The following is a 14686-nucleotide window of genomic DNA, read 5'->3' as shown; positions in this document are numbered from 1 at the left end:
GGCCGCTCGTCATGGGCATTCTCAATGTCACGCCCGATTCGTTCTCGGACGGCGGCCGTTACGTCGAAGAAGGCGATGCGCTGCGCCAGGCTGAGCGGATGCTGCTCGAAGGCGCCGACATCATCGATATCGGCGGCGAGTCGACGCGGCCGGGCGCGTCGCCCGTCGCACTCGATGACGAGCTGGCGCGCGTCATCCCACTGGTCGAACAATTGCGCGGTGCGAACGTGCCGTTATCGATCGATACGTATAAGCCCGAAGTCATGCGCGCCGCGCTTGCAGCCGGCGCCGACATGATCAACGATATCTGGGCTTTCCGGATGCCCGGTGCGATCGACGCGGTGCGCGGCAGCGGCTGCGCTTTGTGCGCGATGCATATGCTCGGCGAGCCGCGCACGATGCAGGTCGGCGAGCCTGTCTATCGTGACGTCGTCGCCGATGTTCGCGCGTTCCTTGTCGAACGCACGGAAGCGCTGCTACAAGCTGGGGTCGCACGGCCGCGTCTCGTTGTCGATCCGGGATTTGGTTTCGGCAAGACAGTCGAGCAGAATTACACTTTGCTTGCGCACTTGCCCGACATCGCACCAGGCGGCGCCTCGCCGCTACCGATCCTCGCTGGCATGTCGCGCAAGTCGATGCTCGGCGCGGTCACTGGCCGCAACGCGGCCAGCGAGCGGGTGGCGGCAAGCATTGCAGCCGCGGTGTGTGCGGCTGAGCGCGGCGCGGCGATCATTCGCGTGCATGACGTCGCGCAAACGGTGGACGCACTGAAGATATGGTCGGCAACGCGTGCCGCGGCGCGCCGCAGCTGACTCCACAAAGAGGAAAACTCGACAATGACACGGCGCTACTTCGGTACAGATGGCATTCGGGGCAAAGTCGGCGACGCGCCGATCACGCCGGATTTCGTATTGCGGCTCGGCTATGCGGCCGGCAAGGTGCTGGCGGGCGCCGATCGCTGGGCGAAAAGCGGCACGCGCCCGACTGTCCTGATCGGCAAAGACACGCGCGTGTCGGGCTATATGCTCGAAGCGGCGCTCGAGTCGGGCTTCTCGGCCGCCGGCGTCGACGTGATGCTTGCGGGCCCGATGCCGACGCCAGGCGTCGCGTATCTCACGCGGGCGCTGCGGCTCGCGGCGGGCGTCGTGATCAGCGCATCGCACAATCCGTACTACGATAACGGCATCAAGTTTTTTTCCGCGGACGGCAACAAGCTGCCGGACGAAGTCGAAGCGCAGATCGAGCAGCAACTCGAACAGCCGCTCGATTGCGCGCCGTCGGAGCAACTCGGCAAGGCGAGGCGCCTCGACGATGCAGCCGGCCGCTACATCGAATTCTGCAAGAGCACGTTCCCGGCGAACTACGACCTGCATGGCATGAAGCTCGTCGTCGATTGCGCGCACGGCGCCGCGTACGACGTCGCGCCGCAGGTGTTCCACGAACTCGGCGCGGACGTCGTGCCGATCGGCGTCGCGCCGAACGGTTTCAATATCAACGACGGCGTCGGCGCGACCGCGCCCGATGCGCTGATGCGCGCGGTGCGGGCCAACAACGCGGACCTCGGCATCGCGCTCGATGGCGATGCCGACCGGCTGCAGGTCGTCGATTCGACGGGCCGCCTCTTTAACGGCGACGAACTGCTGTATGTGCTCGTCAAGGATCGCATTTCGACCGACGGCAAAGTCGACGGCGCAGTCGGCACGCTGATGACGAACATGGCCGTCGAAGTCGCACTGCAGCGCGAGGGCGTGGAATTCGTGCGCGCGGCGGTCGGCGACCGCTATGTGCTCGAAAAATTGCGCGAGCGCGGCTGGCAACTGGGTGCCGAGGGCTCGGGGCACATCCTGTCGCTCGACCGCCATTCGACCGGCGACGGCATCGTTTCCGCGCTGCTCGTGCTGGCGGCCATGCAGCGCAGCGGCAAATCGCTTGCACAATTGCTCGAAGGCGTGACGCTGTTCCCGCAGAAGCTGATCAACGTGCGCATGCAGCCGGGTTCCGACTGGAAGGGCAGCGATGCCATTCAACGCGCGATTAGCGCGGCGCAGGACGCGCTCGACGGCAGCGGACGTGTGCTGATTCGCGCCTCGGGCACCGAGCCCGTGTTGCGTGTGATGGTAGAGGCCGCGCGCGAGCAGGATGCGCTCGGACACGCGGAAGCGATCGCGGAAGTCGTCCGACGCGCGACTGCCTGATCAGTCGTCACCGCCCGCCGCGGCGGCCATCCTCGCACGCTGGCGGTGCGTATCGCGACGACAGTTGCGTCTTTTTGTCAGAATATTTTCACCCTGCGGCCGCCATTTACGGGCCGCGGCATGAACACGCCATCCGCGCGCCATTTCGAAGCTGACGGCGCCGTTGGCTTCGCTGCAAACCGCATGAAACCGAACTTTCATGCGAACAAACGAGCATTGTTCAGCCTGAATGCATATCGCAGTTGCACGTATATGCATACGGACGCTTCGCGCAAGCCTTTCGATTCTGTAATGTATTTGTCACGCGAGTTTCACGGACAGTCACATTACTGTCACAGGGAGACCCTATTCTTCGCGGTGTCGTGTCATCCGCTCACACCACTGGAGGTCTCATGAAATTGATGCAAACCGCGTTCGCTGGCATTGCTGGCGCGCTCTTCGCGATCGCAGCGCATGCAGCAACGGATATTACCGGCGCGGGCAGCACCTTTGCAGCACCGATTTACACGAAATGGGCAGACGCCTATCAAAAGAGCGGTGGCGGCAAGGTCAACTACCAGGGCATCGGTTCCTCCGGTGGTATCAAGCAGATCATTGCAAAGACGGTCGACTTCGCCGGTTCGGATGCGCCGCTGAAGGATGACGAACTCTCGAAAGACGGTCTTTTCCAGTTCCCGACGGTCGTCGGCGGCGTCGTGGCAGCTGTCAACCTGCCGGGCATCAAGGCTGGCGAACTCGTGCTGTCGGGCGAAGTGCTCGGCGACATCTATCTGGGCAAGATCAAGAAGTGGAACGACCCGGCAATCGCCGCGCTGAACCCGAAGGTCAAGCTGCCGGATACGGACATCGCCGTGGTGCGCCGCGCGGACGGTTCGGGCACGACCTTCATCTGGTCGAACTACCTGTCGAAGGTCAACAACGAGTGGAAGACGAAGGTCGGCGAAGGCACGACGGTCAACTGGCCGACGGGCACGGGCGGCAAGGGTAACGACGGCGTCGCGGCGTTCGTGCAGCGTCTGCCGGGCGCGATCGGCTATGTCGAGTGGGCCTACGCGAAGCAGAACCATATGACGTACACGGCCATGAAGAACGAGTCGGGCGCGGTGGTCGAGCCGAAGACGGAAACCTTCAAGGCAGCCGCAGCCGGCGCCGACTGGTCGAAGACGTTCTATCAGATCCTGACGAACGAGCCGGGCAAGGACGCATGGCCGGTCGTCGGCGCGACGTTCGTGCTGCTGCATACGACGCAGGACAAGCCGTCGGAAGGCGCGGAAACGCTGAAGTTCTTCGACTGGGCGTTCAAGAACGGCGGCCAGGCTGCTGCGGATCTCGACTACATCTCGCTGCCGCAATCGGTGGTGGACCAGATCAAGTCGCAGTGGAAGACGAAAGTGAAGGACGCTTCGGGCAAGTCGCTCGCAGCGGAGTAAGCTGAACCGAGGTAGCGAAGCCGGAATGCGAATCGCGCATTCCGGCTCGACCAGACGCCGCGGAGCACATCCGTCGACAGGCTGCGCGGTACACTGCGCGGCGCCAGGCGCAGCCGCGTCGTTTCGCGTAAGTTGACGCAGGAAGATCGGCCGAGGTACTGGTTGGCCGTCAGGTTGGCATCGGCGCGTAGGCAAGTCGTCCTGCATCGACGCGCGGGCGTGCAGTAACCCGCAGTACACGCTGTCCGGCATCCTGCCGCGCGGCATCCGGAAACAGTTTCGACAGGCTCCCATGTCCGACATTCCAATCGTGTCGAACCCGCCAGGCAGCGCAGCGCAGCAGAAAGCGCCCAGCCGCACCGGCGACGTTATCTTCGGCGGCCTTGCGCGGCTTGCCGCTATCGTTACCTTATTGCTGCTCGGTGGCATTATTGTGTCGCTGATCATCGCGTCATTGCCGACCATCGAGAAGTTCGGCCTGAGCTTCCTCTGGACCGCCGACTGGGATCCGCCTTCCGAGCAGTTCGGCGCGCTGGTGCCGATTTACGGCACGATCGCGACGTCGATCATCGCGCTCATTATCGCGGTGCCGGTCAGCTTCGGCATTGCGCTGTTCCTCACTGAATTGTCTCCCGCGTGGCTGCGCCGGCCGCTGGGCATCGCGATCGAACTGCTCGCCGCGATTCCTTCGATCGTCTACGGCATGTGGGGTCTGCTCGTGTTTGCGCCGATCTTCGCGACGTGGTTCGAGAAGCCGCTCGGCACGCTGCTCTCGGGCGTGCCGATCGTCGGTGCGCTGTTCAGGGGCGCGCCGATCGGCATCGGCATTCTCTGCGCGGGCGTGATTCTCGCGATCATGATCATCCCGTACATCGCATCGGTGATGCGCGACGTATTCGAAGTCACGCCCGTGCTGCTGAAGGAGTCCGCATACGGCATCGGCTGCACGACGTGGGAAGTGATGTGGAAGATCGTGCTGCCGTTCACGAAGAACGGCGTGATCGGCGGTGTCATGCTGGGCCTCGGCCGCGCGCTCGGCGAGACGATGGCCGTGACGTTCGTGATCGGCAACACGAACCTGCTCGACAACGTATCGCTGTTTTCGCCGGGCAACAGCATCACGTCGGCACTCGCCAACGAGTTCGCCGAAGCGGACCCGGGCTTGCACACCGCGGCGCTGATGGAACTCGGTCTGATCCTGTTCGTGATCACCTTCATCGTGCTCGCGATTTCCAAACTGATGTTGCTGCGTCTCGAGAAAGGGGAGGGCACGAAGCGATGAGCCAGCCTCTGAACATGCCCGGCATGGCCGACGCGGCCACGCTCGAAAGAACCCGCAACAAGCTGCAAAAGCGCCGCCGGATCACCAACGCGGTGGCGCTCACGCTGTCGCTCGCGGCGATGGCATTCGGCCTGCTGTGGCTGATCTGGATTCTCTACACGACGCTGCGCCTGGGCGTCGGCGGCCTGTCGATCGATCTTTTTACGCAGTCGACGCCGCCGCCGAATACCGATGGCGGCGGTCTCGCGAACGCGATCGTCGGCAGCTTGCTGCTCTGCGTGCTCGCCACCGTGATCGGCACGCCGATCGGCATCATGGCCGGCGTCTATCTCGCCGAGTACGGCCAGAAGGGTGTGCTTGCGAGCATCACGCGCTTTATCAACGACATCCTGCTGTCGGCGCCGTCGATCGTCGTCGGTCTGTTCGTGTACGCGCTCGTCGTCGCGAAGATGGGGCACTTCAGCGGCTGGGCCGGTGTCGTCTCGCTTGGTTTGCTGCAGATTCCGATCGTGATCCGCACGACCGAGAACATGCTGAAGCTCGTGCCGAACGCGCTGCGCGAAGCGGCCTTCGCACTCGGCACGCCGAAGTGGAAGATGGTGCTGTCGATCACGCTCAAGGCGTCGCTCGCCGGCATCGTGACGGGCGTGCTGCTCGCGGTCGCGCGTATTGCCGGCGAAACCGCGCCGCTGCTCTTCACGGCGCTGTCGAATCAGTTCTTCACGTGGGACATGAACCAGCCGATGGCGAACCTGCCCGTCACGATCTTCAAGTTCGCGATGAGCCCGTTTGCGCAGTGGCAGTCGCTCGCATGGGCCGGTGTGTTCCTCATTACGCTCGGCGTGCTTGGGTTGAATATCCTCGCGCGTACGATCTTCTCGAATAAGTAAGGGCGGAGCGATCCGATGAACATGGCAGAAAGTCACCTGAATCCCGTCGAACGTCCGGCCGCGCCGGCAGGTTTCGATCCCGCCCGGAACGGCCAGGCCCATGCGCCTTCGCGGCCCAAGATCGAAGTCAACAACCTGAACTTCTTCTACGGCAAGTATCACGCGCTGAAGAACATCAACCTGCATATTCCCGAAGGCAAGGTGACCGCATTCATCGGTCCGTCGGGTTGCGGCAAGTCGACGCTGCTGCGCACGTTCAACAAGATGTACGCGCTCTATCCCGAGCAGCGCGCCGAAGGCGAAATCCTGATGGACGGCGAGAACCTGCTGACGACGAAGCGCGACATCTCGCTGCTGCGCGCGCGCATCGGCATGGTGTTCCAGAAGCCGACGCCGTTTCCGATGTCGATCTACGACAACATCGCGTTCGGCGTGAAGATGTTCGAGACGCTCACGCGCTCGGAAATGGACGACCGCGTCGAATGGGCGCTCACGAAAGCGGCGCTGTGGAACGAAGTGAAGGACAAACTCGGCCAAAGCGGTTACGGTCTGTCCGGCGGTCAGCAGCAGCGTCTGTGCATCGCGCGCGGCATTGCGATCCGCCCCGAAGTGCTGCTGCTCGACGAGCCGTGCTCGGCGCTCGACCCGATTTCCACGGGCCGTATCGAAGAGCTGATCGCCGAGCTGAAGAGCGATTACACGGTGGTGATCGTGACGCACAACATGCAGCAGGCCGCGCGTTGTTCGGACTACACTGCTTATATGTATCTGGGCGAACTGATCGAGTTCGGCGACACCGAAAAGATCTTTATCAAGCCGGTACGTAAGGAAACGGAAGACTACATCACCGGCCGTTTCGGTTGATGGCAACGAGCCAAGCGAAGGGAGCACGCCATGTCCGATAAACACCTGTCCAGCCAGTTCGACGCCGACCTGAACCTGCTTTCGTCGAAGGTGCTCGAAATGGGCGGCCTCGTCGAAGCGCAGATCGTCGACGCGATGAACGCGCTCAACAACTTCGACCTCGAGATCGCCGAGAAGGTGATCGCGGCCGAAGACCGTCTGAACGTGATGGAAGTCGAAATCGACGAAGAGTGCAGCAACATCATCGCGCGCCGCCAGCCGGCCGCACGCGACCTGCGCCTCCTGCTCGCGATTTCGAAGACGATCACGAATCTCGAGCGCGCTGGCGACGAAGCCGAGAAAATCGCGAAGCGCACGAAGCGCCTGATGGAAGACGGCGCGTCGCGCACGATCAATATCGCCGAGATCAAGCTGTCGGGCGAAATGGCCGTGTCGATCCTGCGCCGCGCACTCGATGCGTTCGCGCGTCTCGATACGGTCGCGGCCGCGCAGATCGTGCGCGACGACAAGGCGATCGACGAAGAATTCCGCGCCTTCGTGCGCAAGCTGATCTCGTACATGACCGAAGATCCGCGTTCGATTTCGGTGGGCCTCGATTTCCTGTTCATCGCCAAAGCGATCGAACGGATCGGCGACCACGCGAAGAACATCGCGGAATTCATCATTTACATCGTGAAGGGCACGGACGTACGGCACAAGTCGCGCGACGCGCTCGAGCGAGAGGCGCTCAGCTGACACGCTAGCCACCCGTGCTAGCGTGCCCGGCTGAGCCCCTGATCGATTTCTGTTAAGAGCTCACGAGGCACCGATGCCCAGCAGTATTCTTATCATCGAAGACGAACCCGCGATTTCCGAACTGATTTCGGTCAATCTTCAACACGCAGGACACTGCCCGATCCGCGCGTACAACGCGGAACAGGCGCAAAACCTGATCAGCGACGTGCTGCCCGACCTCGTCCTGCTCGACTGGATGTTGCCGGGCAAATCGGGCATTGCATTTGCCCGCGATCTGCGTAACAACGAACGTACGAAGCATATCCCGATCATCATGCTGACCGCGCGCGGCGATGAGCAGGACAAGGTGCTCGGCCTTGAAATCGGCGCCGACGACTACGTGACGAAGCCGTTTTCGCCGAAGGAACTGATGGCGCGCATCAAGGCGGTGCTGCGCCGCCGTGCGCCGCAACTGACCGAAGATGTCGTCGCGATCAACGGACTGAAGCTCGATCCGTCCACGCACCGCGTCGCCGCGCATGCGCAGGGCAGCGAGATCAAGCTCGATCTCGGCCCGACCGAATTCCGTCTGCTGCACTTCTTCATGACGCATCCGGAGCGCGTGCACAGCCGCACGCAACTGCTCGACCAGGTGTGGGGCGACCATGTGTTCGTCGAAGAACGGACGGTCGACGTGCATATCAAGCGTCTGCGCGCTGCCCTTAAACCGGCTGGTTGCGATGCTATGATTGAAACGGTCCGCGGCAGCGGTTATCGGCTCGCGAAAAGCGCTTAAGCCGTTTAAGCCACTTAAGGCACCCTGGCGTCACCCACGCGCTTTCAATTTCAATCGGCGAAAGACGCATGGAACGCGCTGGCTGCGCGCGCCTTAAGCGCAGCTCCCGGTTACTCTTCGATCGCTGAACATGAACATCATCTGGGCGCGCTCCCTTGTTTCGCTCGTGTTGCTCGCTGTTCTGTGCGTGGCGGTCGGTGCAGTTGCGGGCGTCAAGGCGGCGCTGATTCTCGCGATCGTCGTGCTGCTTGCGCAGGGCGTCTTCAGTACCTTTCACAAGCAGCAGTTGTGGCGTCTGCTCGACGCGCCGGTGTACGGCGAAGTGCCCAGTGCGCCGGGCATCTGGGGCGAAATCTACTACCGGCTGCATAAGCTCGCGAAGCGCTGGCACGCGCAGGTGCGGCAGGTCGAGCAGCAGCACTCGCGTTTTATTCAGGCGATCCAGGCATCGCCGAACGGCGTCGCGATGCTTGACGATCATGACCAGATCGAATGGTGCAACGCGATTTCCGAGCTGCATTTCGGGCTCGATGCGAAACGCGATCTGCGTCAGCACATCACGCATCTCGTGCGCCAGCCCGACTTCGTCCGCTACCTGAACTCGCACCATTACGAAGAGATGCTGATCATGCGCGGCATGGGCGAGCGGCGGCAGAACGTGCTGTCGGTGCAGGTGTTTCCCTACGGCGAAAATCGCAAGCTCGTGCTGTCGCAGGACATCACCGAGCTCGAGCGTACGGACTCGATGCGCCGCGACTTCGTCGCGAACGTATCGCATGAGCTGAAGACGCCGCTCACGGTGCTCTCCGGTTTTCTCGAAACGATGCGCGAGCTGCCGCTCAACGATGCCGAACGCGCGCGCTATCTCGAACTGATGGAACAGCAGGCGTCGCGCATGCAGCACATCGTGCGCGATCTGCTGGTGCTGGCGACGCTCGAAGGCGACGGCAAGCCGCCGAGCGAGCAGATGATCGATATGCGCGCGGTGTTGCGCCATCTGAAGGACGATGCCGAAACGCTATCGGCCGGCCGGCATCGCATTTCGTTCGATATCGATGAAGGCCTGACGGTAACCGGCGTCGAGACCGAGATATTGAGCGCGCTCGGCAATCTCGTGACGAACGCGGTCCGTTATACGCCCGACGGCGGGTCGATCCATGTGAACTGGCACGTGCATGGCGCGCAGGCTACGTTCTCGGTTATCGATAGCGGCCTCGGGATTCCCGCCGCCGATATTCCGCGCCTGACCGAGCGCTTCTATCGCGTCGACCGCAGCCGTTCGCGCGATACGGGCGGCACGGGGCTCGGGCTCGCGATCGTCAAGCACGTGCTGCAGCGGCACGACGCGCAACTCGAAGTGAAGAGCGAAGAGGGACGCGGCAGTACGTTCACCGCGCGCTTTCCTGCGTTCCGCACTGCGCGCCGGCAGCCGGCACCGGCCTGAACGGGCAGCCGGTAGCCGATCGCCAGCGAGCCGGCCGGACCGGCTGCCATGCCGCTACGCCGCTACGCCGACTACGAACAGAACTTCGTCAACAGGCTCATCTGCGCGTTGCGCGACGACTTGCCCGGCCGGCGCCGGCGATAGTGGCCGTCGCTTTGCATGAGCCAGGCGGCCTGGTTGTCGCCGAGGAACGCCGACAGTCCCTCCGCAATGACGCGCCGCTTCAGACGCCGGTTATTGATCGGAAACGCGACTTCGACGCGCCGGAAGAAATTGCGATCCATCCAGTCGGCGCTCGATAGGTAGACCTGCTCCCTGCCGCCGTCGTAGAAGTAGAAGATGCGGTGGTGTTCGAGAAAGCGCCCGACGATCGAACGCACGGTGATGTTTTCCGACAGGCCCGGCACGCCCGGCTGCAACGCACAGACGCCGCGCACGATCAGATCGATCTTCACGCCCGCCTGCGACGCTTCGTACAACTCGGTGATCACCGTGGGTTCGAGCAGCGCATTCATCTTCGCGACGATGCGTGCGCGCTTGCCGGCACGCGCGTGCTCGGCCTCGTTGCGGATCGCTTCGACAAGACGCGGATGCAGCGTGAACGGCGATTGCCACAGCTCATGCAATGTCAGTTCGCCGCCGATGCCGGTCAATTGCTGGAATACGTGATGCACGTCTTCGCAGATCTTCTGATCGGCCGTCATCAAGCCGAAGTCGGTGTATAGACGCGCGGTGCGCGGATGGTAATTGCCGGTGCCGAGATGCACATAGCGTTTCAACATCGATTTGCCGGCCTCGGACACGCGCCGCACGATCAGCATCATCTTTGCGTGGCACTTATGGCCGACGACGCCGTAGACGACATGCGCGCCGACCGCTTCGAGCTGCGAGGCCCAGTTGATGTTGGTTTCCTCGTCGAAGCGCGCAAGCAGTTCGACGACGACGGTCACTTCCTTGCCGTTGCGCGCGGCCTGCATCAGCGCGTCCATCAGCGGCGAGTCGGTGCCGGTGCGATAGATGGTCTGCTTGATCGCGACGACGTTCGGATCCTTCGCGGCCTGCAGCAGCAGCTCGAGCACCGGCTGGAAACTCTCGTACGGATGATGGAGCAGCACGTCGCCCTGATCGATCACGTCGAACAGGTTTGCGCTCGTGCCGATTTGCGGCGGCGTAGCCGGAATATGCGGGACGAACTTGAGGTCGGGGCGGTCGACCATCTCGGGCAACTGCATGAGCCGTACGAGATTCACGGGGCCGTCGACGCGGTAACAGTCCTTCTCCGACAGGCTGCTTTCGTCGAGCAGGCGCTGCACCAGATGCGCGGGCGTGTCGGCCGATACTTCGAGCCGCACGGCGTTGCCGAGATGCCGCGCCGGCAATTCGCCCTGCAGCGCGACGCGCAAGTTCGTGATTTCGTCCTCGTCGACGAAGAGCTCGCTATTACGCGTGATTCGAAACTGGTTGCAGCTGCGCACCATGAGATTCGGGAACAGCTCGTTGACGAAGCGCTGCATCAGCGAACTCAACAGCACGAAACCGTGCGGATAGCCAGACAGTTCGTGCGGCATCCGCACGAGCCGCGGCAGCGCGCGCGGCGCTTGCACGATGCCCATCACCGCCTGGCGGCCGAACGCATCCTTGCCTTCGAGCTCGACGACGAAGTTCAGGCTCTTGTTCAGCACGCGCGGAAAAGGATGCGCGGGATCGAGGCCGATCGGCGTGAGCACCGGCAGTAGTTCGTCGACGAAATAGCTGCGCGCCCATTCCGTTTGCGCGTCGCTCCACGCTTCGGTGCCGTGAAAGTAAATGCCTTCGTCTTCGAGCGCGGGCAGGACCGTCTCATGCAGCATTGCATACTGGCGGTGCACGAGCTTTTGCGCGCGTTCGGCGACGAGATCGTACACGTGCTGCAGCGACATGCCGTCCGGCGACAGCGCGCCGGGGTTGTCGCGCATCTGTTCCTGCAATCCGGCCATGCGGATTTCAAAGAACTCGTCGAGATTGCTGCTGGTGATGCAAATGAAGCGTAGACGTTCGAGCAATGGGACGGCCGGGTCGGCGGCCTGAGCGAGGACGCGCTCGTTAAAACCCAGAATGCCCAGCTCGCGATTCAGAAGAGGGTAGCGGATGGACATCGGCAGAGGCGATGATGCGCGATAGGATTCGAAAGGACGCTCGGAAATTCTCACAGATTGATGGTATTTTTGTGACGTTTACACTTCTCTCAAATTTTATCGCTATCTGACCCACGTGTCGTAAATATGACGCAGGTATTTGCGAACATGTTCCGGACGTCCGTCCGCGAGGTGACATGATGGGAACCAGTGTGCTTAAAATGGCGCCTTTCAACAGGGCGGGCGTGAGCAGCAGTATCTCGTCCGCGCGCATGGAGTGCTCACAACCGATGGCTAATAATCCGCCATTGCTCGCATCGGTCGACCTCGGTTCGAACAGTTTCCGCCTGATCGTGGGGCGCGTCGAAGAAACCGACGCAGGCAGCCAGATCTACCAGGTCGACGCGCTGCGCGAGCCGGTGCGGCTTGCAGCGGGCCTGTCGCGCGACAAGATGCTCGATCGTGCGTCGCAGGTGCGTGGCTGGGATGCGCTGCGGCGCTTCGGCGAACGGTTGCGCGATTTTCACCCCGATCATGTGCGGGCCGTGGCCACCAACACGCTGCGCGTCGCGAAGAACGCGGGCGAATTTCTCACCGAAGCGCAAGCGGCGCTCGGTTTTCCGATCGAAGTGATCGCGGGCCGCGAGGAAGCGCGGCTCATCTACGCGGGTGCCGCGCACTCGGTACCGGCGAGCGCGGGCAAGCGGCTCGTCGTCGATATCGGCGGCGGCTCGACGGAATTCATCATCGGCTCGCATTACACGCCGATCAAAATGGAAAGCCTCTATATCGGCTGCGTGAGCCATAGCCGTGCATTTTTTCCGGCCGGCAATGTCGACGAATACACGATGCGTCAGGCGGAACTCGCTGCGTCGCGCGAAATCCAGATCATCTCCTCGGACTACAGGAAGACCGGCTGGGAACAGGCGATCGGTTCGTCGGGCACCGCGCGTGCGCTCGCGGAACTGGTCGAGGCGAACGGCTTTAACGATGCCGGCATCACGCATGGCATTTCGCGGATCGGCCTCGAACGTCTGAAGCGTGCGCTGATCAAGGCGGAAAACGTCAACCGGCTGAAGTTGATCGCGCTCAAACCCGATCGCATTCCGGTGCTCGCGGGCGGGCTGTCGATCATGCTGGCCGTGTTCGAAGAGCTCGATATCGAGTATGTAGATACGACCGACGGCGCGCTGCGCCTCGGCGTGCTGTATGACCTGCTCGGGCGCTCGCAGCATCAGGACATGCGCACGATCACCGTCGAAGGGTTTATGCGGCGCTACGGCGTCGATCGCGCACAGGCCGGGCGTATCGGCGAGCTGGCCGTGCGCTTCTACGATCAGCTCGACGAGCCCGATGCGGAGCGCCGCGCAGAAAACCGCATGTTCCTCGGCTGGGCAGCTGCATTGCATGAAATCGGACTGTCGATCTCGCATAGCTCGTATCACAAGCATTCCGCCTATATCGCGAGCAACGCCGACATGCCGGGTTTTTCGCGCACCGATCAGGCGCGTGTCGCGTCGCTCGTGCTCGGCCACGTGGGCAAGCTCGGCAAGCTCGCGCAGACGCGCGACGTGGAGTGGCCGCTGCTGTTCTGCCTGCGCCTTGCCGCGCTGCTGTGCCGGCGCCGCGCCGATGTCGGGCTGCCCGACATCACGGTCGCGCAGGCGAATGGCGGGTACGAGGTGCGTCTGCCGAATGCATGGGTGGCGAACAATCCGCTGACCGACTACAGCCTGAGCCAGGAAGCGGCTGAGTGGGAGAAGATCCGCACGCCGTATCGGGTCGTTTATACGGATGACTAAAGGGCTGCGTAAGAGAATGCCTGCGCGGATGCTTAAGCGGATGATTAAGCGGATGATTAAGCGGAGGACGAACGGAAAAACGGGCGGATGAATGAGCGATATCTGCCTGTCGTTTCCGGATTGGAATGCCAAAAGGGTCCAGCAGGTTAAATGCTGGGCCTTTTCATTTGATCGGCATTTTTCTGGCTAACGGATCCGCCTTTGCATGCGAGCGATGTTAGCGCTTGCTTGCCGCGAACGCGCGACAGGCAAGCGGCGCTCCACTTGACGGTGCGTCAGCGCGGCATTGCGTCGCCGAGGAAGTGGCGTGCGTAGCGTGCGTTGATTTCCGACAGGCGGAAGAGCGTCAGGAAGTCGGCTGCGTTGAAGTCCGGATCCCAGGCCGGCGCGCCGCAAATCCTGGCACCCAGGCGCAGATAGCCTTTGATGAGCGGCGGCGGCGCGACTTTCGCGCCTGTTTGCAGATCGTCGTACGGCAGCGGCGTATGCGGGAACGCACGGTATTCCGGCGCCGTCAGTTCCGAGTCGCGCAACGACTTGTACAGATTCGCCGCGTAGTGGCCGCCATCGCCCATCGGCACGCTCGCGCAGCCGAGCATCGTCTCGTAACCGTTGTGCTGCATGTACGAGGCAAGGCCCGCCCACAGCGACATGATCACCGAACCGCTGCGGTAGTCGGCATGCACGCATGAACGGCCGACCTCGACCATTTTCGAGCGCAGATGTGTCAGCCGCGACACGTCGAATTCGCCTTCCGCGTAAAGGCGGCCGATGCGCGCCGCCTGATGCGGCGGCAGCGCACGGTAAGTGCCGACCACTTGCAGCGTGTCGAGATCGCGGACCGTCAGGTGGTCGCAATATGCATCGAATGCGTCGACGTCGAGGCCGGTCGGTCCCGACAGACGCGCTCCCATTTCGTCGGCGAACACGCGGTAACGCAGACGCTGCGCTTCGCGAAGTTCCTCGTCGGAGCGTACCCACGACACTTGCAGGCGGTGTTGCGGGGTGACCGTTTCCTCGGAGCGTGGCAGACGGCGGCGCGGCTCAAGCGGGATCGAAGCGAAGGGCAGAGTGGGCGTCGGCAGTTCTCGCATTGTGGCGTTCCTGGTCGAAAAGGTGAGGATTCCGCTTTGCCGCCAATGTAGTAACGAGCAG

The 14686-nt window shown here is 62.6% G+C and carries 12 protein-coding genes; 10 read left to right on the top strand and 2 right to left on the bottom strand.

Features of this window, described 5'->3' with window-relative positions; translation table 11 throughout:
- The first annotated feature begins 11 nt into the window (after positions 1-11).
- The 9 genes from folP (at position 12) to phoR (ending at position 9615) form a co-directional block, all read left to right on the top strand.
- Complete coding sequence (gene folP / locus BTO02_RS14980) at positions 12-812, top strand: dihydropteroate synthase (RefSeq protein ID WP_083615133.1); 801 nt, start codon at positions 12-14, stop codon at positions 810-812.
- Positions 813-836: 24 nt separating this feature from the next.
- The gene (glmM, locus tag BTO02_RS14975) at positions 837-2195 is read left to right on the top strand and encodes a phosphoglucosamine mutase (RefSeq protein WP_075157703.1); all 1359 of its coding nucleotides are present in this window, start codon (positions 837-839) and stop codon (positions 2193-2195) included.
- A gap of 392 nt (positions 2196-2587) precedes the next feature.
- Positions 2588-3625: a phosphate ABC transporter substrate-binding protein PstS gene (pstS, locus tag BTO02_RS14960; RefSeq protein ID WP_075157701.1), complete on the top strand. Its 1038-nt coding sequence runs from the start codon at positions 2588-2590 to the stop codon at positions 3623-3625.
- Between the two features lie 292 nt (positions 3626-3917).
- A complete protein-coding gene (gene pstC, locus BTO02_RS14955) occupies positions 3918-4907 on the top strand; it encodes a phosphate ABC transporter permease PstC (RefSeq protein WP_075157700.1) in 990 nt (329 codons plus the stop codon).
- Positions 4904-5797 (top strand): phosphate ABC transporter permease PstA, encoded by an 894-nt coding sequence (gene pstA, locus BTO02_RS14950; protein WP_075157699.1) that lies wholly within the window; start codon positions 4904-4906, stop codon positions 5795-5797. Before pstC ends, pstA begins: the two co-directional genes overlap by 4 nt.
- A 15-nt stretch (positions 5798-5812) precedes the next feature.
- Positions 5813-6661 (top strand): phosphate ABC transporter ATP-binding protein PstB, encoded by an 849-nt coding sequence (gene pstB, locus BTO02_RS14945; RefSeq protein ID WP_075157698.1) that lies wholly within the window; start codon positions 5813-5815, stop codon positions 6659-6661.
- 30 nt (positions 6662-6691) lie between these two features.
- Positions 6692-7396, top strand: a complete 705-nt coding sequence (gene phoU / locus BTO02_RS14940) for a phosphate signaling complex protein PhoU (protein WP_075157697.1) — start codon at positions 6692-6694, stop codon at positions 7394-7396.
- Between the two features lie 73 nt (positions 7397-7469).
- Positions 7470-8171 carry a phosphate regulon transcriptional regulator PhoB gene (gene phoB / locus BTO02_RS14935; RefSeq protein WP_075157696.1) on the top strand — a complete coding sequence of 234 codons (702 nt, stop codon included), beginning with the start codon at positions 7470-7472 and terminating at the stop codon, positions 8169-8171.
- A gap of 130 nt (positions 8172-8301) precedes the next feature.
- Positions 8302-9615 (top strand): phosphate regulon sensor histidine kinase PhoR, encoded by a 1314-nt coding sequence (gene phoR / locus BTO02_RS14930; RefSeq protein ID WP_075157695.1) that lies wholly within the window; start codon positions 8302-8304, stop codon positions 9613-9615.
- 71 nt (positions 9616-9686) lie between these two features.
- Here the strand turns inward: phoR and ppk1 are convergent, their stop codons facing one another.
- A complete protein-coding gene (gene ppk1 / locus BTO02_RS14925; RefSeq protein WP_075157694.1) occupies positions 9687-11750 on the bottom strand; it encodes a polyphosphate kinase 1 in 2064 nt (687 codons plus the stop codon).
- Positions 11751-12019: 269 nt separating this feature from the next.
- Here ppk1 and ppx point away from each other — a divergent pair, with 269 nt between their 5' ends.
- A complete protein-coding gene (gene ppx, locus BTO02_RS14920; protein WP_156883834.1) occupies positions 12020-13531 on the top strand; it encodes an exopolyphosphatase in 1512 nt (503 codons plus the stop codon).
- A 275-nt stretch (positions 13532-13806) separates the two neighbouring features.
- Here the strand turns inward: ppx and BTO02_RS14915 are convergent, their stop codons facing one another.
- On the bottom strand, positions 13807-14625 hold the full coding sequence (locus tag BTO02_RS14915) for a GNAT family N-acetyltransferase (protein ID WP_075157693.1): 819 nt from the start codon (positions 14623-14625) through the stop codon (positions 13807-13809).
- Positions 14626-14686 lie beyond the last annotated feature (61 nt).

Origin of the sequence: Paraburkholderia sp. SOS3 (genome assembly GCF_001922345.1) — a bacterium.
GTDB lineage: Bacteria > Pseudomonadota > Gammaproteobacteria > Burkholderiales > Burkholderiaceae > Paraburkholderia.
The sequence above is the reverse complement of the archived record's forward strand: the minus strand, read 5'-3'. Positions and strand labels throughout refer to the sequence as shown.